General features: G+C 61.1%; 27 protein-coding genes and 2 tRNA genes. 12 read left to right on the top strand and 17 right to left on the bottom strand.

The window, feature by feature from the left end:
* Nucleotides 1-31 precede the first annotated feature (31 nt).
* The 4 genes from AC5PZ0_RS02520 to AC5PZ0_RS02535 form a co-directional block, all read right to left on the bottom strand.
* Nucleotides 32-640, bottom strand: a complete 609-nt coding sequence (locus tag AC5PZ0_RS02520) for a class I SAM-dependent methyltransferase (protein WP_493854252.1) — start codon at nt 638-640, stop codon at nt 32-34.
* Nucleotides 641-808: 168 nt separating this feature from the next.
* The gene (locus tag AC5PZ0_RS02525; RefSeq protein ID WP_099428831.1) at nt 809-1,015 is read right to left on the bottom strand and encodes a DUF6434 domain-containing protein; all 207 of its coding nucleotides are present in this window, start codon (nt 1,013-1,015) and stop codon (nt 809-811) included.
* Nucleotides 1,016-1,105: 90 nt separating this feature from the next.
* Nucleotides 1,106-1,291: a hypothetical protein gene (locus AC5PZ0_RS02530; protein WP_099428832.1), complete on the bottom strand. Its 186-nt coding sequence runs from the start codon at nt 1,289-1,291 to the stop codon at nt 1,106-1,108.
* Between the two features lie 335 nt (nt 1,292-1,626).
* Nucleotides 1,627-2,673, bottom strand: coding sequence for an alpha/beta fold hydrolase (locus tag AC5PZ0_RS02535; protein ID WP_274885447.1), 1,047 nt, complete (start codon nt 2,671-2,673; stop codon nt 1,627-1,629).
* 210 nt (nt 2,674-2,883) lie between these two features.
* Here AC5PZ0_RS02535 and AC5PZ0_RS02540 point away from each other — a divergent pair, with 210 nt between their 5' ends.
* Together AC5PZ0_RS02540 and AC5PZ0_RS02545 are read left to right on the top strand one after the other, a co-directional pair.
* Nucleotides 2,884-3,237 carry an SH3 domain-containing protein gene (locus AC5PZ0_RS02540; RefSeq protein ID WP_099428834.1) on the top strand — a complete coding sequence of 118 codons (354 nt, stop codon included), beginning with the start codon at nt 2,884-2,886 and terminating at the stop codon, nt 3,235-3,237.
* A 417-nt stretch (nt 3,238-3,654) separates the two neighbouring features.
* The gene (locus AC5PZ0_RS02545) at nt 3,655-3,849 is read left to right on the top strand and encodes a hypothetical protein (RefSeq protein ID WP_027592704.1); all 195 of its coding nucleotides are present in this window, start codon (nt 3,655-3,657) and stop codon (nt 3,847-3,849) included.
* 132 nt (nt 3,850-3,981) lie between these two features.
* On the opposite strand, the gene AC5PZ0_RS02550 is transcribed toward AC5PZ0_RS02545, so the two are convergent.
* On the bottom strand, nt 3,982-4,887 hold the full coding sequence (locus AC5PZ0_RS02550) for a LysR family transcriptional regulator (protein WP_265967893.1): 906 nt from the start codon (nt 4,885-4,887) through the stop codon (nt 3,982-3,984).
* A 98-nt stretch (nt 4,888-4,985) separates the two neighbouring features.
* Here AC5PZ0_RS02550 and AC5PZ0_RS02555 point away from each other — a divergent pair, with 98 nt between their 5' ends.
* Nucleotides 4,986-5,747: a sulfite exporter TauE/SafE family protein gene (locus AC5PZ0_RS02555; protein WP_027592702.1), complete on the top strand. Its 762-nt coding sequence runs from the start codon at nt 4,986-4,988 to the stop codon at nt 5,745-5,747.
* 1 nt (nt 5,748) lies between these two features.
* On the opposite strand, the gene AC5PZ0_RS02560 is transcribed toward AC5PZ0_RS02555, so the two are convergent.
* From AC5PZ0_RS02560 to AC5PZ0_RS02575, 4 genes are all read right to left on the bottom strand, one after another.
* Nucleotides 5,749-7,173: a GGDEF domain-containing protein gene (locus AC5PZ0_RS02560; RefSeq protein WP_493854253.1), complete on the bottom strand. Its 1,425-nt coding sequence runs from the start codon at nt 7,171-7,173 to the stop codon at nt 5,749-5,751.
* A 138-nt stretch (nt 7,174-7,311) separates the two neighbouring features.
* Entirely contained in the window at nt 7,312-9,141 is a 1,830-nt protein-coding gene (locus tag AC5PZ0_RS02565) for an SLC13 family permease (RefSeq protein ID WP_454243253.1), read from the bottom strand.
* A 140-nt stretch (nt 9,142-9,281) separates the two neighbouring features.
* Nucleotides 9,282-9,668 (bottom strand): glycine zipper domain-containing protein, encoded by a 387-nt coding sequence (locus AC5PZ0_RS02570; protein ID WP_027592699.1) that lies wholly within the window; start codon nt 9,666-9,668, stop codon nt 9,282-9,284.
* Between the two features lie 74 nt (nt 9,669-9,742).
* A complete protein-coding gene (locus AC5PZ0_RS02575; protein ID WP_027592698.1) occupies nt 9,743-9,928 on the bottom strand; it encodes a hypothetical protein in 186 nt (61 codons plus the stop codon).
* A 224-nt stretch (nt 9,929-10,152) separates the two neighbouring features.
* Here AC5PZ0_RS02575 and AC5PZ0_RS02580 point away from each other — a divergent pair, with 224 nt between their 5' ends.
* The gene (locus tag AC5PZ0_RS02580) at nt 10,153-11,313 is read left to right on the top strand and encodes a GGDEF domain-containing protein (RefSeq protein ID WP_454243254.1); all 1,161 of its coding nucleotides are present in this window, start codon (nt 10,153-10,155) and stop codon (nt 11,311-11,313) included.
* 1 nt (nt 11,314) lies between these two features.
* On the opposite strand, the gene AC5PZ0_RS02585 is transcribed toward AC5PZ0_RS02580, so the two are convergent.
* On the bottom strand, nt 11,315-11,617 hold the full coding sequence (locus AC5PZ0_RS02585; protein ID WP_493854254.1) for an RcnB family protein: 303 nt from the start codon (nt 11,615-11,617) through the stop codon (nt 11,315-11,317).
* A 114-nt stretch (nt 11,618-11,731) separates the two neighbouring features.
* On the opposite strand from AC5PZ0_RS02585, the gene AC5PZ0_RS02590 reads away from it, so the two are divergent.
* Together AC5PZ0_RS02590 and AC5PZ0_RS02595 are read left to right on the top strand one after the other, a co-directional pair.
* The gene (locus AC5PZ0_RS02590; RefSeq protein ID WP_027592695.1) at nt 11,732-12,082 is read left to right on the top strand and encodes a hypothetical protein; all 351 of its coding nucleotides are present in this window, start codon (nt 11,732-11,734) and stop codon (nt 12,080-12,082) included.
* A gap of 32 nt (nt 12,083-12,114) precedes the next feature.
* On the top strand, nt 12,115-12,936 hold the full coding sequence (locus AC5PZ0_RS02595) for a class I SAM-dependent methyltransferase (protein ID WP_493854255.1): 822 nt from the start codon (nt 12,115-12,117) through the stop codon (nt 12,934-12,936).
* On the opposite strand, the gene AC5PZ0_RS02600 is transcribed toward AC5PZ0_RS02595, so the two are convergent.
* The 4 genes from AC5PZ0_RS02600 to AC5PZ0_RS02615 form a co-directional block, all read right to left on the bottom strand.
* The gene (locus tag AC5PZ0_RS02600) at nt 12,937-13,704 is read right to left on the bottom strand and encodes an SDR family oxidoreductase (protein WP_027592693.1); all 768 of its coding nucleotides are present in this window, start codon (nt 13,702-13,704) and stop codon (nt 12,937-12,939) included.
* Between the two features lie 23 nt (nt 13,705-13,727).
* Entirely contained in the window at nt 13,728-14,795 is a 1,068-nt protein-coding gene (locus AC5PZ0_RS02605; RefSeq protein WP_412765215.1) for a phosphotransferase family protein, read from the bottom strand.
* 188 nt (nt 14,796-14,983) lie between these two features.
* On the bottom strand, nt 14,984-15,301 hold the full coding sequence (locus AC5PZ0_RS02610) for an SCP2 sterol-binding domain-containing protein (protein WP_085273065.1): 318 nt from the start codon (nt 15,299-15,301) through the stop codon (nt 14,984-14,986).
* Between the two features lie 54 nt (nt 15,302-15,355).
* Nucleotides 15,356-16,069 carry a histidine phosphatase family protein gene (locus AC5PZ0_RS02615; protein ID WP_493854256.1) on the bottom strand — a complete coding sequence of 238 codons (714 nt, stop codon included), beginning with the start codon at nt 16,067-16,069 and terminating at the stop codon, nt 15,356-15,358.
* Nucleotides 16,070-16,267: 198 nt separating this feature from the next.
* Between AC5PZ0_RS02615 and sohB the strand changes: the two genes are divergently transcribed.
* From sohB to AC5PZ0_RS02635, 4 genes are all read left to right on the top strand, one after another.
* On the top strand, nt 16,268-17,287 hold the full coding sequence (gene sohB / locus AC5PZ0_RS02620) for a protease SohB (RefSeq protein ID WP_493854384.1): 1,020 nt from the start codon (nt 16,268-16,270) through the stop codon (nt 17,285-17,287).
* Between the two features lie 153 nt (nt 17,288-17,440).
* Nucleotides 17,441-17,514 (top strand) — tRNA-Cys (locus AC5PZ0_RS02625).
* A 445-nt stretch (nt 17,515-17,959) separates the two neighbouring features.
* A complete protein-coding gene (locus tag AC5PZ0_RS02630) occupies nt 17,960-18,184 on the top strand; it encodes a hypothetical protein (RefSeq protein ID WP_027592688.1) in 225 nt (74 codons plus the stop codon).
* A gap of 111 nt (nt 18,185-18,295) precedes the next feature.
* Nucleotides 18,296-18,475: a hypothetical protein gene (locus AC5PZ0_RS02635; protein WP_369124820.1), complete on the top strand. Its 180-nt coding sequence runs from the start codon at nt 18,296-18,298 to the stop codon at nt 18,473-18,475.
* Between the two features lie 45 nt (nt 18,476-18,520).
* Here AC5PZ0_RS02635 and AC5PZ0_RS02640 read toward each other — a convergent pair whose 3' ends face one another.
* The gene (locus AC5PZ0_RS02640; RefSeq protein WP_265967887.1) at nt 18,521-18,772 is read right to left on the bottom strand and encodes a hypothetical protein; all 252 of its coding nucleotides are present in this window, start codon (nt 18,770-18,772) and stop codon (nt 18,521-18,523) included.
* Nucleotides 18,773-19,549: 777 nt separating this feature from the next.
* Between AC5PZ0_RS02640 and AC5PZ0_RS02645 the strand changes: the two genes are divergently transcribed.
* The gene (locus AC5PZ0_RS02645; RefSeq protein ID WP_085273068.1) at nt 19,550-19,747 is read left to right on the top strand and encodes a hypothetical protein; all 198 of its coding nucleotides are present in this window, start codon (nt 19,550-19,552) and stop codon (nt 19,745-19,747) included.
* 1 nt (nt 19,748) lies between these two features.
* On the opposite strand, the gene AC5PZ0_RS02650 is transcribed toward AC5PZ0_RS02645, so the two are convergent.
* Nucleotides 19,749-20,162: a DoxX family protein gene (locus AC5PZ0_RS02650; protein ID WP_085273069.1), complete on the bottom strand. Its 414-nt coding sequence runs from the start codon at nt 20,160-20,162 to the stop codon at nt 19,749-19,751.
* A gap of 104 nt (nt 20,163-20,266) precedes the next feature.
* Nucleotides 20,267-20,351 (bottom strand) — tRNA-Leu (locus tag AC5PZ0_RS02655).
* A gap of 263 nt (nt 20,352-20,614) precedes the next feature.
* On the opposite strand from AC5PZ0_RS02655, the gene AC5PZ0_RS02660 reads away from it, so the two are divergent.
* Nucleotides 20,615-21,751 carry a two-component system sensor histidine kinase NtrB gene (locus AC5PZ0_RS02660; protein WP_454243258.1) on the top strand — a complete coding sequence of 379 codons (1,137 nt, stop codon included), beginning with the start codon at nt 20,615-20,617 and terminating at the stop codon, nt 21,749-21,751.
* Nucleotides 21,752-21,756: the final 5 nt, after the last annotated feature.

Consider the following 21,756-nt stretch of genomic DNA (forward strand, 5'->3'; position numbering starts at 1 on the left):
AAAAGGCGTAAAAGGCATGCGGTTCGGATCATTAGACTTGGTCAGCCTTGGCGGAGTGCATCTTGCGCACGATCACATCGATCCGATGCCAATTCACGGATTCAGAATCGATGATCATAGGGGATTCCGTTTCACGCAACAGGATAACCTCAAGCCCTTCTGAAAGCCGCCGAACGTCTTCCACGCTTTGAAATGACATCTGCACTTGGCTCGCCCAGCTGTGCCTCAGGCCGAAGAAATGGCCCACGAAGACGCCACCTGGCAGTAGTGCATCGCGCACCTGGCTCCAGAGGTAATCGAATCGGCCAGGGTGGCAAAAAGGCAGTGAAAGGCCGGCGTGGATCAAGTTCGAGGCAGGCAACTCGGTGAGGTGCTCAAAGTCTGCGACTTTCGCGTCGAGCATGCGGGCGTCGCTCAATGAGCACTTGCGGATCGTCCTGGCGATGGCTTCAGGTTCTTTGTCTATTGCCAGAACCTGCCAGCCTGCCTGGATGAGTTGCCAAGCCTCATTGCCGGCGCCGCACCCCAGGTCGACTGCGTGACGGGGGTATTGATCTTTGACGTGGTCAATCGCGTAACTGAGCAGTGGGGAGGGGGCACGTTTGTCCGTGCGCTCATAGAAAGCGTTCCAGCTCGTCATCGATAAAGCGTCCTGACCAGTCCATTGTTCATCAGGCCATTGAGGGAGTGGCCCTGCATCATCGATGGATATTATCTCGGTAACTCACCCCGCCTGGGTTCGGTGTATTACCGCACGTTACCGAGTACATCTAGCTTGAGTTAACCCCTCACCCTCAGCGCGCCAAATTCAAAGATGGGTACGTATCCACCCGTCAGCCACGTCGCCCATCGTCAACGGCTCGCCGCTCTTGATCCAGGCCATGAAGGTGCGATCAAACTTGAATGCGCTTCCGCACTCATCCGTCAGGAACCGTCGAACTTTTTGCGTGCTCCGGTAGTGTTTGTCCAGCGGGGTGCTTCTGGTGATCGGCCCTGCGTGCCAGTCAACGCTCATTTCCCTATTCCCGTACGAAGGCATGAGCAAAGAGCTTACCCGCGCAGACGCTAGAAATCACTGATGCGCTGGCCGCTGGCTGAACAGGGGCTACTGCAAGGTCGGTGGTTTGACCGTGCCCGCCATCTTGCTCAACACCGCCTCTATTCGCGCGATCGACTTATCAAGGTCATCGGCTTCCTTGTCATAGCCCTCCTTTCTAAATCGATCACGCGACTGGCGCAGGGTGAGCAGGTTCTTTTGCAGTTTCAGGGCCGAGGCATCGAACGGGTCCATGCTTTTCTCATGCGGTGGGCATCCGTGCCGTTGTAGGAAAATGGGACCGTAGCAGCTCGATTTTGCCGATGAAACTGATGTTTCATACAGGGAAATGCCACTGCTTGGATTTCTCCTACGATGCACGGGTAAAGATCCTACAAACTTCGCATCAGACCGTTTCAAATCGTGTGCTGCAGAAGGTCCTCAACGCCCCAGGCTCAAGGGTTTTGAGCAATTTCGGACGCGCCGTCGCCCGCAGCGGTGTAAAGCAAGGTTACCGAACGTTGTGAAACCTTATGTAACAATTACAGCCCCTGAAGTAGGGGCTGCTGACGCGGGAAACACGTCGGTGACTACAGGTGGTCCGCGTCGATCACTGCTTGAGCGAACGCATCGGGGGCTTCCTGGGGCAGGTTGTGGCCAATGCCGCCACTGATCAGGCGGTACGCGTACTTGCCGGTGAAGCGTTGTGCATAGCTTTCTGCCGGTGGGTGCGGTGCTCCGTTGGCATCACCTTCCAAGGTAATGGTCGGCACACTGATGCTGGGGAAGGTGGCCAGTTTCGCTTCCAGTGGGGCGTAGCGGGCCTCGCCTTGTGCCAGCCCCAAGCGCCAGCGGTAGTTGTGCACGGTGATGGCAACCTGATCGGGGTTGTCCAGCGCCTTGGCACTGCGCTCGAAGGTGGTGTCATCGAAGGCCCACTTGGGTGAGGCGGTTTGCCAGATCAGCTTGGCGAACGCATGGCGGTTCTTGTCATAACCGGCTTGGCCGCGCTCGGTGGCGAAGTAGTACTGGTACCACCATTGCAGTTCGGCACTGGGCGGGAGCGGCGCCTTGGCGGCTTCCTGGCTGCTGATCAGGTAGCCACTGACTGACACCAGTGCTTTGACCCGCTCGGGCCACAGGGCCGAGACGATGTCGGCAGTACGGGCGCCCCAGTCGAAACCGGCGAGCACGGCGTGCTGGATGTGAAGGGCGTCCATGAAGGCGATGACGTCGCTGGCCAGGGCCGAGGGCTGGGCATTGCGTAGGGTCTGCGCTGAAAGGAAGCGGGTCTGCCCATAGCCCCGTACGTACGGCACGAGCACGCGGTAGCCTTTTGCGGCGAGCTTCGGTGCCACCGCCTCGAAACTGTGAATGTCGTAGGGCCACCCATGCAGCAAGATGACCACAGGGCCATCGGCTGGGCCTTGCTCGACATAGGCCACATCGAGAACGCCAGCTTCAACGTGCTTGAGTGGGCCGAAGCGCTCCGCTGGGGTGGCCGTTGCCTGAGCCGGTGCTGACGCAGCCGAACAGGCGGCAGTCGCCATCAGGCCAAGGGGAAGAAGGGCACAGGCGAGGAGGTGGCGGATGCGGCGTGTTGGGTGGCGTGAAGGTGTCGAGGGGTGGGCAAGCATCGGGCATCTCCTTGGCAAGGCCATAGGTATGGGTTGATGCAAGCCAGTAAAGAGGACCTCTGTATCGAGGGTATGTCCGATTTAACTGTAGGAAACGTTCTTGTGTATCAGGTCTCAGTTTGTACACATAAAGATACAACCATGCCGTCGCAGCGTGTCAGACCGCTTCTGCTACGATCGATAATTTCCCCCAGGCCAAGGAGAGGCCCTATGCATTACGTCGTGATTGAGCGCCACCGCAGCGAATACCCAAGGCCGATTCGTTTTGCCAAAGGCACGCTGCTGGATATCGGCCCGCGCTATGAAGGCGAGCCGGGCTGGCAGGACTGGTACTTGTGTTCATGCCCTGGGCAGGAGCCGGGGTGGGTACCGGCGCAATTGATCGAGCGGTTCAGTGTGGAGAAAGGCAGGGCGCTTGATCACTACTCGGCCCATGAGCTGGATGCCGACCCCGGGCAACTGGTGCAGCAGGTGCGCTCGCTCAATGGCTGGATGTGGTGCCGGCGCCATGACGATGATGAGTTCGGTTGGTTGCCGCTGGCAAAACTGGAGCAATTGAGTTGAGGTGGGTCGCGCCGCTGTGCTGATCACTGGCATCTGATCCGCTTTTTTTCTACAAACCTGCATCTGTAACCGTATCAGCCATGGACCGACAATAGGCCCATCCCCGCATCACACTGTAGAGGTTCCGATGGGCAAGCTGACGCTGTTCCTGGGTGGTTTTCTGCTCCTGACCATTCTGATAGGTATTTTGGGCACCATTCCGCCAAGCTGACTTTCACCCGACTCCTCCCTTCGCGGCCCGTCTGATTCGCCAGATGGGCCCACCCGCCTGCGCCCTCGGCTACTCCGTTCATTCACCATGACTGATTAGTGGTACCTGCAAGTAATTCTCAAGTGCGAATGGCTCGTGTAATCTCCCGCCGCCGTCCTGCGGCCCACGTTGATGGGCCGGTCTTTTGCCTTGGAGTCGAAACACACATGGAATGCAAGAAAGGCACTTCAGCCATGCTGGAGTGGCGTAGCCGTTTTCTCGCTGAAGGCACGCTCGATGAGGACGCGTACGACGAGGCACTGCGCAGCGCGGGCGTATTGGAACAGGCGGGTGAGATCAGCACGCTTGAGTGGATCGAGTTGGTCAGGCTGGCCAATACAGCGTTGCTGCATGTGCGATAAGTCGTTCTTTGCGCTGGGAAATCTGTCCACAAAAAACGTGGGTAGGTCTGTGGATAAAATGCTGCAAGCCAAGCCGGAAGCGGGCTCTGTTAAATTGAGCAGAATTTGAACAGTCCTTTTGAGCCGTCGCCGTTAGGCCGACAGGCCGGCGCGGCGCAGGGCCTGCAGCAGCTCACGAACCCGCGCGGGCAACTCGCCGGCCGGGTACAGCGCGTGCATTTGCGGGTCTTGGCCGGTGCTTGAGGTCAAGCGGTATTGCGGGCACACCCGCACCAGGCGCCCGGCCTTGACCTGAGTTTCGCCCACCCAGGCCGCCAGGCGGGCGATACCGGCCCCGGCCAGTGTGCTGTGGTACACCGCATCGCCGGAATCCAGCCGAAGCCGTGGCGTCGGGCGCATGTTGGTGATCAGGCCATCTCGGCAAAAATGCCAGGCTTTGAGTATGCGTGGGGCGGTATGCAGAATCAGTGCGTGGTGTTCCAGGTCTTCTGGGTGTTGCGGGTTGCCGGCCCTGGCCAGGTAAGCCGGGCTCGCATAAAGATGGCGCTGGTAACCCCACAGCGGATAGCCGATCAGTTCGCTGGATTGCGGAAAGGCACCGCGTACCACGAAGTCAAACTTGTCCAGCAGCGGGTCCAGGGCGGCATCGCTGTACTGCACGTCCAGGGTCACCTGTGGATGACGCTGGGAAAACTCAGCGAGCACCCGGGGCAACACATGCTCACCCAGCAATTGCGGCACGGCGAAACGGATCCAGCCTTGGGCGCTACCGCTTAGCGCGGCCAACTCGTCGACGGCATCACGTTGCACATCCAGCAAGCGTTCGGCATGGGGGAGCAGGCGCTCGCCAGCTTCGGTCAGGGTCACCGCGTTGGCGTTGCGGTTGAGCAGTTTACTGCCGGCGTTGTCCTCCAGCGTTTGCACCGCTCGGGTTACCGCGCTGGGTGAACGCCCTAGGGCGCGTGCCGCAGCGACGAAGCTGCGCTTGTGGGCGACACTGACGAACGCCTGAATCTCCCGCAGCATGTCCAAGGCCATTGCCTGCTCCTCATTGCAGTTTTCGCAATGTGGCATTTCAACACAAGCGCGGCACTTTGATTAGCCTTGCAGCCTGTCTTACTGCCTGGAGCCGCGTCATGATGGATATCGCTGTACTTTCTGTGTTCGCCTTTGCCGCCGGGTTGATCGATGCCGCCGTAGGCGGTGGCGGGCTTATTCAGATCCCGGCGCTGTTCAACGTGCTGCCCACCGCGCAACCGGCGGCCTTGCTGGGCACCAACAAACTGGCCTCGGTGTGCGGCACTGCCTTTGCGGCCCGCTCGTTCATCCGCAAGGTCACATTGGACTGGGGGCTGATCGTGCCGGCGGCGCTCAGTGCCTTTGTCATGTCGTTTGCCGGCGCCGCCACGGTATCGCTGGTGCCGCCCAGCGTGATGCGCCCCGCCGTACTGGTGATGATCGTGCTGATGGCGATCTACACGTTCTGCAAAAAGGACTTCGGCACGTTGCACAAGCCCACGCAGATCGGCCGCAAGGAGCAATGCCTGGCGGTGTTGATCGGTGGGGCCATTGGTTTTTACGATGGCCTGTTCGGGCCAGGGACCGGCAGCTTCCTGATCTTTCTGTTCATTCGTTTTTTTGCCCTGGACTTCCTGCACGCCTCGGCTTCGGCCAAGGTGGTGAACATCGCCACCAACTTGGCGGCGCTGGTGTTCTTCGTGCCGTCGGGCAACGTGCTGTATGCCATCGCCTTGCCCATGGCGGCCTGCAACATCCTCGGTGCATTGACCGGCACCTGGCTGGCGGTGCGCAAGGGCGCAGGCTTCGTACGTGGGCTGTTCCTGATTTTGTTGTGCGTACTGATTGCCAAGCTGTCCTGGGATTTGCTGGCCGGTTGAGTCAGACCACTTGGCGCTGTGCCTCGGCCTGTTCGACGCGGTTGCGGCCGTGGGCCTTGGCCCGGTACAGCGCTTGGTCGGCACGCGCCAGCAGCTCGTCCAGGCTTGGCGCCGGGGTGTCGGCAGCGCAGCCGTCCAGGCCGATGCTCACGGTGATCTGCAGGCGATGGTCGGCGTGCACCACGTGCAGGTCCTGTACGGCCCGGCGCAGGCGTTCGGCAGTGAATTTGGCGCGATCTGGCGCAAGGCCTGGGAGGATCACGACGAACTCCTCGCCGCCCATGCGCGCGAACAGCTCGCCTTCGTGCAACTGGTCTTGCAGGGTGCGGGCGAACTGGCGCAGTACCTGGTCACCGATTGCGTGGCCATGCGCGTCGTTGATCGCCTTGAAGTGATCGATATCCAGCATCATCAACGTCAGCGGCAGCGCTTGGGCATGTTGCTGGCGGCTATCGAGCAGTGCATTGGCGCGGCGGGTGAACGCGCTGCGGGTCAGCACCCCGGTCAGGTGGTCGATGGTGGCCTGGTGCGCCAGGCGTACCATGAGGCTGCGATTGGCCTGGCTGACGCAGGCCACCACCAGCGGCCCGAGCACCAGCATGGCGATGCCCAAGCGCGCCGACATCAGGGTGGTGACCCCGGGTTCGCTCTGCGGCACGCTGAAGTGCATGAGGTTTTGCGCGACTGCGACGATGAGGGTGCTGCCGGCGGTGAGCGTCAGCATCGAGACCAGAAACGGCGGGTAGGTCCAGGCACACCACAGCAGGGCGGCGATCGGGAAGGCAATCGCCCCCGGCCCACCGAAGGCGATGCTGAAGGCCAGCGAGCCAAGCAGCACCAGCAGCGGCGGCAAACGCACTGCCTGGGCGCCACTGCGCACCATTGCCCGCACCGAGGGCGCCGTCAGCAGCACCGGCAGCACCAGTATACTGGTCGAGAATTGTTCACTGAACCAGGCCAGCCAGGTGGCCTGCAGCGATTGCTCGAACCACGGTGCGGCCATCACCGAGGCCATGCTCGCGGCAACCATCGCGCCAGCGGCGCATGCGGCAAATACACTGAGTACGCCATGCGGGCTGCGCATGCGTCGGTGCAGGCGCGGCACGCGTGACAACAACTGCCACACGGTGAACACCATGCCGAGGTTGCACAGGTTGAACCACAACGCCGGCTTCCAGGCGCTGCCGCACAGCAGGTCTGCCAGCACCATGGCCAGCCACACCAGCATGAAGCCGAGGGCGTTGGCCTGGCGGGGGTAGCGCAACAGCACGCCGACCAATACCGCATTCACCGGCCAGAACAGGGAGAGGGACTCGATGGGGCGTGCCAGGATGCCGCCGAGGGTCAGGGCAAACGTGAGGCAAAGCAGCGCGACATAGGGCAACAAGCGCGATTGGGCTGGAAAAACCATGAACTCGACCGGCAAGCGGAAACGAAATCCAGGACAACGGCTTGAAGCACCTGGGGCAATTACGTGTCAGTGTGTTTCGACAGGGTACTTGATGTCAATCTGCCGCGATCCTGCAAGATAATGCCAAATTGCCGGTATCCCCAGTCGATTTCCTTACAAGCCGAAGAACCACGGGACCATCACCACAGTCACCAGCATCACCAGCAAGGTGAATGGCACGCCGACTTTGACGAAATCACCGAACCGGTATTGCCCCGGGCCCAGCACCAGGGTGTTGACCGGTGACGAGACGGGCGTCATGAACGCAGCCGATGCGGCGAGGGCCACGGTCATGGCGAAGGGGTAGGGCGACATGCCCAGTTGCGTGGCCGTGCTGATTGCCACCGGCGCCATCAGCACGGCAGTGGCGGTGTTGGAAATGAACAGGCCAATCACCGCCGTCACGGCAAACAGGCAGGCAAGAATGGCACTGGGGCCGGCCCCGCCCAGCACACTGACCAGCCCGGTCACGGCCAAGTCGATGCCGCCGGTTTTTTGCAGGGCCTGGGCGAACGGCAGCATGCCGACGATCAGTACCAGGCTCTGCCAATGGATTGCCCGGTAGGCGCTGTTCATGTCGATGCACCGGCCTGCGCCCATCAGCAGGCAGCCGATCAGCGCGGCGATCACATTGGGCACCGCGCCGCTGACCATCAGCCCGACCATCACCGCCAGGCTCAACAAGGCCTGCGGCGCACGCGTGCGGGCCGGGGCGACCTGGTCGATCTCGGCGGGCAAGCTCAACACCAGAAAGTCGTGCGGTTTGCTCTGCAGTTGACGCACGGCTTTCCAGGGCCCGACCACCAGCAGGGTATCGCCCAGGCGCAGCTTTTCTTCCACCAGTTGCTCTTCGATGGCCACCTGATCGCGGCGCAAGCCGACCACGTTGAGGTCGAAACGGGTGCGGAACGCCAGCTCGAGGATGCTCTTGCCGATCAGCTGCGAGCCGGGTGGCAGCGACACTTCGGCCATGCCCAGTTCCTGCGACTGATCGATGAAGTAGGCCGCCTTGAAATGCAGGGGCTCCAGTTGCATGGTCTGGCACAGGCTGCGCAGGTCGTCGCGGTTGGCGAACAGGTCGAGCAGCAGCACGTCGCCCTGGTGCAGCACGGTATTGGAGTCGGCGGTGATCACCCGTGTGCTGAATTTGTGCTGGCGCTCGATGCCGATCACGTTGGCGCCATGCTTTGTACGCAGCTCCAGCTCGCCCAGGGTGTGGCCAATCAGCGGTGAGTGCGGGCGGATGCGCAGGCGCCGCTCGCGGCCGCTGAGCTTGTAATCCAGTACCAGGTCAAGCAACGTGCGGCGGGTTTCCACCCGGCCGTCCTTGCGCACTTCGCCGTTGAGCCAGTGACGGGTGAGCAGCATGTAGCCGATGCCCAGCACCAGCACCACCAGGCCGAACGGGGTAAAGCTGAAGAAGTTGAAGCCCTGTTCGCCATGGCGCACCAGTTCGCTGTGCACCACCACGTTGGGTGGCGTGGCCACCAGGCTGAGCATGCCGCTGATCAGGCCGGCAAAGCTAAGCGGCATCATCAGGCGGCTGGGTGAGAGCTTGAGGCGTGCGGCGATGCTCAGCACCACCGGGATGAAGATCGCCACCACTCCTGTAGAACTCATCACCGACCCCAGGCCCGCCACCGCCACCATCAGCAGTATCAGCAAGCGCGCCTCACTGTTGCCGGCGCGTTCGCTCATCCATTCGCCGATGCGGTAGGCAATGCCGGTGCGTACCAGGCCTTCGCCGATCACGAACAGGGCAGCGATCAGTACCACGTTGGGGTCGCTGAAACCGGCCAGCGCCTGTTCCACCGTGAGGATGCCCGATAACGGCAGGGCGAGGATCACCATGAGGGCGACCACGTCCATGCGCGGGCGGTTGATGATGAAGAGGACGACGACGATGGCCAGCAGGCCGAGGACCCAGAGCAGCTCGTGGTTCATGGGGAGGGGGTGTTCCTTCACACAGGGGCACGGTAGACATTAGCAGCCAGTGTGCCAGCTTGGGATGAAGGGTGTGTTGATGTGTTGCAGGGTTTAAGACGCAAAAGGGGCCGCTATGCGGCCCCTGTTTATCACTTGGATCAGTGACGGTGACGGTGGTGCTTCTTGCCGTTGTTGTCGCCCATGTGGTTACCGATGGCACCACCGGCCGCGCCACCCAGGCCGGCACCAATGGTGGAGCCGGCAGAACCGCCGACTTTGCCACCGAGCAGCGAACCGCCCGCAGAACCCAGGCCACCGCCGATGGCAGCCTCGGTGCGGTTGCCCTTGCGAGCGCCTACCGCACTGCCGGCAGCGCCGCCGACACCGGCGCCGATGGCAGCGCCTGTGCTGCCGCCGATCTGTTGGCCGACAACGTTACCCAGTACACCACCCAGGCCACCGCCAATGGCGGCGGTACCGTCACCGGCGAAAGCGCCCTGGCACAGCAGCAGGCCGAGGGCAAGGGAAGGCAGAGTCAGACGCATGGTACGAACCTCAAAAGGAATCATCAGGTTAAGGTGCCGCGCAGCGGGCGGCGGGTCAGGGTTGCAAAGACGCTTCAGCGGTAGTAGCGGTCACCGCGGTATTGACGGTCGTCGTCATCGTCACGGTCATGCCGATGATGGTGGCCATGGCCACGGTCGCGATCACGCCAGCCATCGTCGTCGTCATGGTAGCGATGGCTGTGGCAGCCAGCAGTCAGCAGGATGGCGGCAATCAGCGAAAAGCTTGCAAGGCGGGTCATTACGATATAGGTCCTTGATCCGCAAAGGTTTACGGGACACTTCCTGAGACTGGGATCGATCCATTTGGTTTCCTGGGCGGGCAAAAAATTGTCCTGCCAGCGATGAGTGGCGTGCTTGCCGGCTGCTGTTCTGTCTCGCTCGGTCATGGCCGAGCCGGCCGTCGGCACCTAGACTGCACGGTAAGCCGCAGCCAAGACGGCAAACTGCCACACGGTGAATCACGATGATCGCCCACACCCCCACGCTGTTCGCCGCGGTCGCCCTGGTAGCGACCATTCTGGCTTTCTGCCTGCTGCTGGTCGGCCGCAGCAACCGCCGCGACAACCTGCTGCTTACCGGCTGCGGGCTGCTGGTGCATGCCTTGGCGTATGTCTGCTACACCGTTTACGCGCAAGCGCCGCTGTGGCTCAGCTATGGCCTGGGCAACAGCTTGCTGTCACTGGCCCTGGCGTTTTATTCGGCCAGCTTGTTCCGGGTGCGTGAGCAAGTGATCCCGTGGCGGCTGATCTTCATCATCCCGGCGTGCATGCTGGTCGGGCTGATGCTGCTGCTCGACACCCTCGAACCACGCATGCTGCTGGCGACGCTGGTGCTGATGTTGCAATGCTCGATGATCCTTTACTGGGCCAGGCGGTACGTCGAGCGGCCAGGCAGGGCGCACCTGCTGCTGCAGATCGGTGCGCTGATCAGCCTGGTCGGGTTGGGCATGCGGGCCGTGGCGGTGGCCAATGGCACGGCGGTGGAAATGCGCTATGACACCAGCAACCTCAAACAGAGCATTTCGGTGGCGATCGGCACAGTCACGGTGATGATGTATTCCATCGGCCTGGTCTTGATGGCCAAGGAGCGTAGCGAATCGCGCTTGCAGCACTTGGCCTTGCGCGATGTGTTGACCGGCACCTACAACCGCCGGGCGATCCTCGAACGCTTCGGCGTCGAGTTGGACCGCGCCCGCGAGGCGCAGAGCAGCCTGGCCGTGGCCATGATCGATATCGATCACTTCAAGCGGATCAACGACCTGTATGGGCACTTGGCGGGTGACGAGGTGTTGTGCCATTGCGTGCGTCAGTTGCAGCAGCGTTTGCGCCAGGGGGACAGCCTTGGGCGCTATGGCGGGGAGGAATTCCTGCTGCTGTTGCCAGGTACTGACAGAAGCGGGGCGATGGCCGCGTTGCAGGGCTTGCGGGAAGCGATTGCCAACAGCCCCGCGCGTTTTGCCGGTGATGAGATCGAGCTGCGTTTCAGTGTCGGGCTGTGGTGCGGTGTGCCAGGGCCCAGGGACAGCACCTCCAGCCTGCTGGCGCAGGCGGATGCAGCGCTTTATCAGGCCAAGGCCGCCGGGCGCAACACCGTGCACATGGCGGCCTTGGTGCAGGTCATTTGATTCAGCTGGCCGGGTGGATCGCCAACACTACCCCATTGGTGATCTGCACCAGCACGAAGTGCTCGCCCATGCGTACCCAATGGCTTTCCTTTTCTGGGGTGGGCAGGCCTTTGGCCTTCCAGTCTTTTACCGTCTGATCATCGCGCTTGTATTGGTCGGGGGCCTTGTCACCCACCTTGAGTTCACGGTTGTGGGTTTCTGGCCCCGTAATGCTTTCTTCGGCGGACGGGGCGGCAGAAGCGGCCAACGGCAGGCAGGGCAGGGCGGCGAGCAGCAAGGCGGGTATCAGGTGATGCTTTTTCATCGCGGTTTCCTTGTGACGGCATGTTCCTACTGCGACAGCAGCATGCGCCCGACAATTCACTCGCGGTGCCCGCCAATGCTAGAGTCGCCTTCTTTTTTGCCCTGAGGATTGAACATGCGAGCGATTCTGCCGATGGCCGCAGTACTGATGCTGGTCGGTTGCGCTTCCGCGACCATGGAAACGGCACGTGGCGGCAAGCCGACCGCGCAGCTCGATTCGCACAAGGCGCCAGAATTGGTAGCCCAATGCATTCAGTTCAGCTGGCAGGAAGAGGCGGTGTTCGGGGACGATGCCAGTGGCTACCTGGAGCCGCGCAAACAGGGTGGTTTCACCGTGTATACCCGCGAGGCCGAGGCGTTCGTGGACGTTTATCCGCAGGCGGGTGGGGCGCGGGTCGATTACTACGCGCAAAAAAATGACGGCGTGGCGCTGCAGCGGCGTGCTGCTGCGGCGACGTGCCTGTAATAAAACAGTACGAGCAGACAAGGACGTCAACCATGGACCGATCGCTGCAACTCAACCGCACCAGCTGGGACGAACGCGCCCCCTTGCACGCTGCCTCGAAAGACTATGAGGTCGAGTTGCTGGTCGAACGCCCCGCGCATCTTTCCGAAACCGTTCGTTTCGACTTGCCGCTGCTGGGCGATATCCACGGGCTCAACGCCGTTCACCTGCAGTGCCACATCGGCACCGATACCCTGTCGCTCGCGCGCCTTGGCGCGCAGGTATGCGGCCTGGATTATTCTGCAGCTTCGCTGGCGCAGGCGCGGGCGTTGGCCGAACGCTGCGCAGCGCCAATCGCGTATGTGGAGTCAGATGTCTACGCCGCCGACCAGGTGCTGCCAGCGGGCACGTTCGACCTGGTCTACACCGGCATCGGCGCGCTCTGCTGGCTGCCCCGCATCGAGCCGTGGGCGCGCGCTGTGGCGGCCTTGTTGAAACCGGGTGGGCGGCTGTTCCTGCGTGATGGCCACCCGATGCTGATGGCCGTCAACGAAGACCACCAGGACCGCCTGTTGATCGAGTATCCGTACTTCGAGCACGAAACCCCGACGGTGTGGCACACCGACCAGACGTACGTCGAAACCGACCAGCGCCTCGTCCATACCGAGACCCATGAGTGGAACCACGGCCTGGGCGAGGTTATCAGTGCCTTGCTGGCGCACGGGCTGCAACTGACAGGTCTGGTCGAGCACCCGAGCATCCCTTGGGAAGCGCTGCCTGGGCAGATGGACAAGGGCGCCGACGGCGAGTGGCGTTTGCGCCACCAGCCGTCACGCCTGCCCTTGAGCTACACCTTGCAGGCGATCAAGGCCTGATCAGGACAAGTAACCACCGTCGACGTTGAGTGCGGTGCCGGTGGTGTAGCTGGAGGCGTCGCTGGCCAGGTACAGCACCGCGCCGGCCATTTCCTTGGGGTCGGCTACGCGCTTGAGCGGGATTTGCTGCAGGGCGGCGTTGAGGATGGCCTCGTTCTTCACCAGCGCCGAGGCGAACTTGGTATCGGTCAGGCCGGGTAGCAGGGCATTGCAGCGGATGCCGAATGGCGCGCATTCCTTGGCGAAGACCTTGGTCATGTTGATCACCGCAGCCTTGGTCACCGAATAGATGCCTTGGAAGTGCCCAGGCGAAACACCGTTGATCGACGCCACGTTGATGATGCTGCCGCCGCCGTGTTCGCGCATCAGCTTGCCGGCTTCCACCGACATGAAAAAGTAACCGCGGATATTGACGTCGACGGTCTTCTGGAAGGCGAGCAGGTCGGTGTCCAGCACGTTGCCGAACTGCGGGTTGGTGGCCGCGTTGTTGACCAGGATATCCAGGCGCCCGAACTGTTCGCGTATCCCCGCGAACACCTGCTGGATCTGCTCCATTTCGCCGATATGGCAGGCCACCGCGGTGGCCTTGCCCCCGGCGGCGATGATCGCGTCGGCAACGTGCTGGCAGCCGTCCAGTTTGCGGCTGGAGACAATGACATGGGCGCCCTGCTGCGCCAGCAGATGGGCAATGGCCTCGCCGATGCCGCGGCTGGCGCCGGAAACGAAGGCGATCTTGCCGTCAAGGTCGAACAAGTGGGTCTTGGACATGCTGTTTTCCTTGTTATCTGTCGTCAGAGCGTGGAGGTGCGTGTCACCTGCAAGGCCATCTGCTCCAGCAGCCGGTTCATGTGGATGAACTGAGCGAAGCGTTTGTCCTGGGTTTGGCCGTGGTAGTAGCGGTAGTAGATCTGCTGGACGATGCCGGCGAGGCGGAACAGGCCATAGCAATAGTAGTAATCGAAGTTGTCGAGGCGAATGCCGGCGCGCTCGGCGTAGTAGTCGACGAACTGCCGGCGGGTGAGCATGCCGGGGGCGTTACTGGGTTGGCGGCGCATCAGTTGCACGGGCGCCGGGTCTGCTGCCTCGATCCAGTAGGCCAGGCTGTTGCCCAAGTCCATCAGCGGGTCACCGAGGGTGGCCATCTCCCAATCCAGCACACCGATGATGCGCATCGGGTTGTCGGCATCGAGTATCACGTTATCGAAGCGGTAGTCGTTGTGGACGATGCCGGGGCGTGGGTGGTCGGCGGGCATCTTGTCGTGCAACCAGGCAATCACATGCTCCCAGCGCGGGGCATCATCGGTGATGGCTTTGGCGTAGCGGCTGGTCCACCCCTCGATCTGGCGTTGCACATAGCCTTCCGGCTTGCCCAGGTCGGCCAGGCCGCAGGCTTGGTAGTCGACCTGATGCAGCTCGACCAGGCGGTCGATGAAGCTTTTGCACAAGGCTTCGGTGCTGGCTGCGTCGAGATTGAGTTCAGCCGGGATGTCCGAGCGCAGGATGATGCCGTTGACCCGCTCCATCACATAGAACTCGCCGCCGATCAGGGTCTCGTCGGTGCAGTGCACGTACGCCTTGGGGCAGTAAGGGAAGCCACTGTTGAGCTGATTAAGGATGCGAAATTCACGGCCCATGTCGTGGGCCGACTTGGCCTTCTGCCCGAATGGCGGGCGGCGCAGCACGAAATCTCGGCCCGGGTAGGTGACCAGGTAGGTGAGGTTGGAGGCGCCGCCGGGGAACTGGCTGATGCTCGGCAAGCCTTCGAGGCCGGGAATATGGGCCTTGAGATAAGGGTCGATGACGGCCGCGTCGAGTTCTTCGCCGGGGCGGACCTGGGTGGACTGATCGGTGAGCGTCATGCGTTTTCCTTATTTTCGTTCGCAACAACTATTGGCTAATCTAATGGCCTGCCGGCGTTGGAACAAGCGTGCCAGCCGTCATATAGGTAAGGGTGTTGCTGATCGATCAATGGCCTTGATGTGATCGGGCAAAAAAAAACCGAAGCCGGTCAGGCTTCGGTTTTTTGATCAATCGGCGTGCCCTTCACTCAGGACGGGAACAGCTCGCTGAGCTTCATCGACAGCATCATGTCGCCCTCGACGCGCAGCTTGCCGCCCATGAAGGCCTGCATGCCGTCGGTCTCGCCACTGACGATACCCTTGAGGGTCTCGCTGTCCAGCACCAGGGTGCAGTTGGCGTCTGGGTTTTCGCCTTCTTGGATGTCACACGTACCGTCCTTGATGATCAGGGCGTACTTTTTGTCTTCGTCGGTGATGTCGAAGCCGAACACCAGGTCCAGACCGGCAGCGGCAGCTGGATTGAACTTTGCTTTCATCGCTTCGACGGCTTTAGCTACATCGCTCATGGCGTAATCCTTATTAAGTTATATTCGCGTCCGCAGGGACACAACAAGCCGGGCTCATCGGTAGGTGACAAGCTCCGGCGCCCTCAACAGCTGCACGTGGGCTTGGCTGTTGAAGGAGGCCAGTGCCACGTCGCGGCCCCGAAACTTCAGTTGGCTGAGCGACGTGTTGATGATCTGCCAGTTCAGCGCGAAGGCTTGGCTGGGGGTAATGCCGGTAACCAGATGGAGCAGGGCCGCAATGGTGCCGCCGGAGGTGAAGATGGCGATGTTGTCGCCACTGCCTGCGCCTTCGAGCACACGTTGCAGGCCACGCTGGACGCGCGCGGTGAAGGCCTGCCAGGTCTCCAGGCCATCGTCGGCAGAATGATCGCCAGCGTGCCAGCGCTGCACCATCAGCGCGAACAGGCGCTGGAATTCGCTGCGATGCTGCGCGCCATTGCGCAGGATGTGCAGGGCATCGGGTTCTTGCGCCAGCAGGCCGGGCAGCAGGGCACGGATCACGCCATCGGCATCGAACTCATTGAATGCCGCATCGGTCTCAACAGCCGGAACCGGGCAGCCTGTGGCGTGCAAGGCCTCCAGGGCCAGGCGTGCGGTGTCCTGCTGGCGGCGCAGGTCGCCGGCCACGCAACGATCCAGCTGCACGCCGAGCAGGGCCAGGTGTTCACCTAGGGCTTGGCTCTGACGCACACCGATGGTCGAGAGGACGTCGTAGTCCTCGGCACCGAAGGAGGCTTGGCCATGTCGGATCAGGTAGAGGTTGCCCACGGAGGTATCCGGCCTGTTGGAGGTTGCTGCGAGGTTAGGATGTGCCACACAGGCTGTCAACGAAAAAACATACAAGCGTTTGAAAAGGTTGTTTGAACTGTGTTGCCAGCGTTTACACCGGCTGGCAGCGCCTCAGGCGCACCGGTATGCTTGCAGCAGTTACGCGCCGAACTGGCGCTGGTCTATGAAGGAGTCAACGTGGAGTTTCTTGCCGAATACGCAAGCTTTCTCGCCAAAACCGCCACCTTGGTGATTGCCATCCTGGTAGTGCTGTCGGCCATCGCCGGTTTGCGCGGTAAAGGGCGGCGCAAACCGGGCGGGCAATTGCAGGTCACCCGCCTCAATGAGTTCTATAAAGAGCTGCGTGAGCGCTTGGAGTCGGGCCTGCTCGACAAGGCCCAGCTCAAGGCCCTGCGCAAACAGCAGGCCAAGGCGGAAAAACAGCAGAAAAAAGGCAAGGCCGAAGAAAAGGGCCGAGTTTTCGTGCTCGATTTCGATGGCGACATCAAGGCCTCGGCCACTGAGAGCCTGCGCAACGAAATCACCGCGCTGCTGACCCTCGCCACCCCGCAGGACGAAGTGGTGCTGCGCCTGGAGAGTGGCGGCGGCCTGGTACACAGCTACGGCCTGGCGGCTTCGCAGCTGGCGCGTATTCGCCAGGCGGGCATCCCGTTGACCGTGTGCATCGACAAGGTGGCGGCCAGCGGCGGCTACATGATGGCCTGCATTGGCGAGAAGATCATCAGCGCGCCATTTGCCGTGCTGGGTTCGATTGGTGTGGTGGCGCAACTGCCTAACGTCAATCGCCTGTTGAAGAAGCATGACATCGATTTCGAAGTGCTCACAGCGGGCGAATACAAGCGCACCCTCACCGTGTTCGGCGAAAACACCGAAAAGGGCAGGGAGAAATTCCAGGAAGACCTGGACATCACCCACCAGCTGTTCAAAGACTTTGTCTCGCGCTATCGCCCGCAGTTGCACATCGACGAAGTGGCCACCGGCGAAGTCTGGCTGGGCGTGGCGGCTCTCAACCGCAAGCTGGTTGACGAGCTGCAGACCAGCGACGAGTACCTCAGCGACCGCGCTCGCAACGCCAACCTGTTCCACCTGCACTACGCCGAACGCAAGAGCCTGCAGGAGCGTATCGGCATGGCTGCCAGCGGCACGGTGGAGAACACCGTGGTGGGGCTTTGGAGCAAACTCGGCCGCTTGCGCTAACACCTTGAACCCCTTGAAATTTTTTTATGTTCAGGGGGTTGCAAGGTTTGATGATTGAAGACATAATGGCGCCCATCGAAACGCAGCGAACTTTGAAAAAGGTTCAGTGTTTCAAGGAGATAGCAAAGCGCAAGCAGCTAGATCCGACTTTGAGGCCGAGTAGCAAAGTGGTTATGCTCCGGATTGCAAATCCGTCTACGCCGGTTCGATTCCGACCTCGGCCTCCATTATTCGAAAGCCCCGCAGATTAACGTCTGCGGGGTTTTTCTTTGTGGGGCGGAAAATACAGAAGCCCCTTGAGGCGTGACGCCTAAGCTCAGCACGTGTTGGGCTTTTCCGTTTTTAGCGACAGGGTTATTTTTCAAGGTGTACCGACTGTTGCGATTCACAAAAAAGAAACTCTCCAGAGCGCTGCGAAAATGGTTCGTCTACCTCGCTATTGCAGGTGTCGCGGGCCATTCCAGCCGAGTGTTCGACCACCTTTCCCTGTGGAAACCCTGGCGTTTAGCTAAGGGCGTTGCCGCATACCTCATTGCCTTTTGATGACGTTTTATACTGAAAGGGGTACTGCAGCATGAAGCGGTGTGCCAGGGTACAAATTTATAAGTAGCGCTTCCGACCCTGGAGGAGTATTGATGGCTTCCCGGCGCAATGTCGGAGGGAGTCACCTCAATGGATCGCAAGCCAAGCAATCAGGAAGTCGCTGTGGCGATCGGCATTAGCGAAGCGGAAGTCATTCGGTACAGAAGCGAGACGTTGTTGCTCGGCGATGGGTCATGGCTCATCCACTTCACATTCTTGATGCCCAAAGAGCTTCGGTTCGGCCTGACCGGGAGCTTTACCCACATCTTGAAAGCGGCGCCGCCGGCCGGTGACCGGCGAGTGGAGGCCCTGTAAAGGTAGTCTCTGGTGGCAAGGGCAGGGGATTTCGCCCATTCTGTGGCCGATGCAGCGTATAGTGACAAACGAGTTGCTGCATTTCAGTGACTCCTCTATCGAGGTTCAGTCATGAATGCCTCCCATCAGTCCCCCACGCACAAAGCCCATCTGCGGCTAGACGAGCAGATCAAAGCATTCCTTTCTAAGGGCGGAGCCATCCAGGAAGTGGCGTCTGGCATTGGTGCATCCGATCGTGTTGGCCCCAAGCTGCCATCGGCGAGGTGGCCCAGCTCCAAAGTCGTCAGATAAGGCGAATGGGGTCGCACAGCGACCCCAATGACGGCTGAAGAAGCGTTATTGAGGTGGGTAGCGTGCCAAGTCCGCTTCCAGCTTTTCAGCGTCGCCTACCCGCTTGCGCACTTCGGCGTAAAACTGCTGGCTTTGGTTCTGAAACCGAATGTAGTCGCGGTCGCACGCTTCTTGCGCGGCCGTGAGTTCGTGGCCGGCAAGCCCTTGGATGGATTGGCGTGACAGGATGTAGGCCTGCCAGCAGTTCTCTACTTTGAGTAACCCGCGAGCGAACGCTTTTGTCTCGATTGTCGCCATTGGAGCACCCTCTTTGTGCCGAAAATCGGCACGTCGGTGTGAATCGCCAGAGCGACGATGGGCAATGTGTGGAAAAGCCGAATACCCGAGTATCGGATAGTGGAGCTTAGTGCGTTTTGAAGGGGGCGCTCGTTGGTCAGCCGGTCGGGCGATGCAATAGAAAAGAAAAGCCCGCCTACAAGGGGCGGGCTAAAAGAACGTACGGAGCAAGGTCAGTGTGCCGCCCCTATTGTCGGTAATACGTGAAGCGGGGGTCATTAGGCTGTCGTTTTGGTGTGGGTAGGGTTCAATTCTGGCGGGGGTATGTGGGCTGCGAAGTGTAAGGCGTTGGCGTTTCTGCGCTTATAAGATCGAGCGCCGCCCCCGCGGCGCTTCGCAGCACAAGGCTGCTCCTACATCTGTTTCGGGCCAGTTATTCCTGGGGCATTGGCGCGCGGCTCCTTGGCGCATGGCGCGATATCGGGTCGGGCAACCAAGGCAGATGCCATAGGCGTGACTGGCCCGAAACAGATGTAGGAGCAGCCTTGTGCTGCGAAGCGCCGCGCGGGCGGCGCTCGATCTCAAAGGCGCTAAAAATCTCAAGCCAGGCCCTTCGCCCCGCTATCAAAAAATCACCGCCCAAAAAAAGCCCGCCATGAAAAGGCGGGCAAATAACGTTTGAAGGGAGAGCCTGCAGATTGCGCCCGCTCCGTTAACTCAGCATTAAGTCGCAACCCATTGACCTCGCCCCCTGTTCAGCCTATACAAGCCTCCCGCCATTCCAGGAGCCCGCCCCGCATGCGCGACGAAGACGATCTGCACGAGCCCGAGCATGACCACCTGCTCGACCACGAATTCCTTTACGACGGCATCGACCCCGAGGCAGACGCCCAAGGCGCGGAAGACCCTGTCGAGGAGGATGAGGAAACGCTGGATGACCTCGATGACGAGGAACGTGATCATCCAGCCTGGTTCGACGACTGCGAAGACGCGTGAGTCAGCGACGGTCCAGTGAGAAGCGGCCGGGGCCACTCACGGCCAGCAACAGCAAGCCGCCAATGATGCTCAGGTTTTTCAGGAACTGGGTCATGTTGGCGCTGCGCTCGGGGTCGACCATGTTCCAGAACGGGTGGCCGATCAATGCGGTGCCCAGCACGAACAGTGCAAACAGGAAGGCCAGCGGGCGCGTGTAGAACCCCAGAATCAGCACGATGCCGACGAAAAACTCCATGATCACCGCAACGGCCGCGGCGATCGTAGGGGCGGGGGCGCCGAGGGAGGTCATGTAGCTGACCGTGCCTTCAAAGCCGGTCAACTTGGCCCACCCGGACACAACAAACAGAATCATCAGCAGAATGCGGGCAACCAAGATGATGAAGTCGCGTTGACCATCGAACAGGGAGTAGCGCATGGCGGCATACCAGTGGACGGGGACAAGCTCCACTCTAGCAGTTGCACCGGGGATTTCCGCTGGGCAGCAAAAAGGCGCCACCAGGGCGCCTTTTCGAAGGAATTTGGTGCGAGTGGCGGGACTCGAACCCGCAAGGCTCACGCCGGCAGATTTTAAGTCTGCTGTGTATACCAATTCCACCACACTCGCACTTGAATGGGCCTTGACGACCGACGGGCTTCTAAGCAGAGGTATCTAAGTAGAAAGCGCGTTGCATTCAAGCGCGCTTTATAACCCATTGTTATAGTTGCGTCAACCGCAGCACCTATGATCAAGGGAAGACAGCCCTCACCCGTGGCCGCAATGCCTGTACTCGTCGACCGAGAACGCTGACAATCAGTTGCCACAAGGGCGGCTGCAGAGGACACTCCTGATCACGCCCAATTCCTCCCCGCTGTGCCTGTGGAGTTTGCATGGTTTCAGCTGACTGTCTCGAACACCCTGTCATGCCCGCGCACCGCTACGAACAGCTGGTTCAGTCGGTGGTGGACTACGCCATCTACATGCTCGACCCGACGGGGCATGTGGTGTCGTGGAACGCTGGCGCCGAACGCATCAAGGGCTACCGGGCCGATGAAGTGATCGGCCAGCATTTCTCGTTGTTCTTCACCCCCCAGGATTGCGCGCAAGGGCGCCCCGAGCGCTTGCTGCGCCAGGCGCTCGAGCAAGGCGTGGCGCAGGATGAGGGGTGGCGCGTGCGCAAGGACGGCTCGCAATTCTGGGCGCTGGCCGCGCTGGATGTGATTCGCGATGACCTTGGGCAGATCATTGGCCTGGCCAAGGTCACCCGGGACATTACCGACCGGCGCGAATCGGCACTGCAGCTCGACGCTGTGCGTGCGCAGCTGTTCCAGGCGCAGAAGCTCGAAGCGCTCGGCCAGCTGACGGGTGGGCTGGCGCATGATTTCAACAACATGCTCACGATCATCCTGAGTTCCGCCCGGCTGGCCCTCACCTCCCATGACCCGGAGCGCGTCCAGCGCCTGTTGCATCACATCCTCGAGGCCGGCGAGCGGGGCACCGAGCTGACCCAGCAACTGCTCAGCTTTGCCCGCCACCGCAAACTGGATGTCACGCGCATCGCGCCCCTGGAATTGATCGCTGCCACGCGTGGCTTGCTCGAGCATTCGCTGACAAGTGAAATCGACCTGCAACACCATTTGCCCGCGAGTCTGCCCGCCATCGAAGTGGATGCCGGGCAGTTGCAGATGGTGCTGCTCAATTTGCTGTTCAACGCCCGTGATGCCATCGAGGGTAAAGGCAGCATTGGCCTGGCGGTCGATGTTGTTGAACTGGCCGGGGATGTGGAAGGGTTGCGGGGCCGTTATGTGTGCTTCGAGGTGCAGGACAGCGGCAGCGGGATTGCTCCCGACGTACTGCCACGCATCTTCGAGCCGTTTTTCACCACCAAGGCCTTCGGCAAGGGCACCGGCCTTGGCCTCAGCCAGGTCTATGGCTTTGCCAAGCAGAGCAATGGCGCCATCAGTGTCGACAGCGTGCCTGGCCAAGGCACGTGCATGCGTCTCTATTTGCCCGCGTGTGACCCATAAGCGGA

It is taken from the genome of Pseudomonas sp. 5.2, from assembly GCF_059025405.1.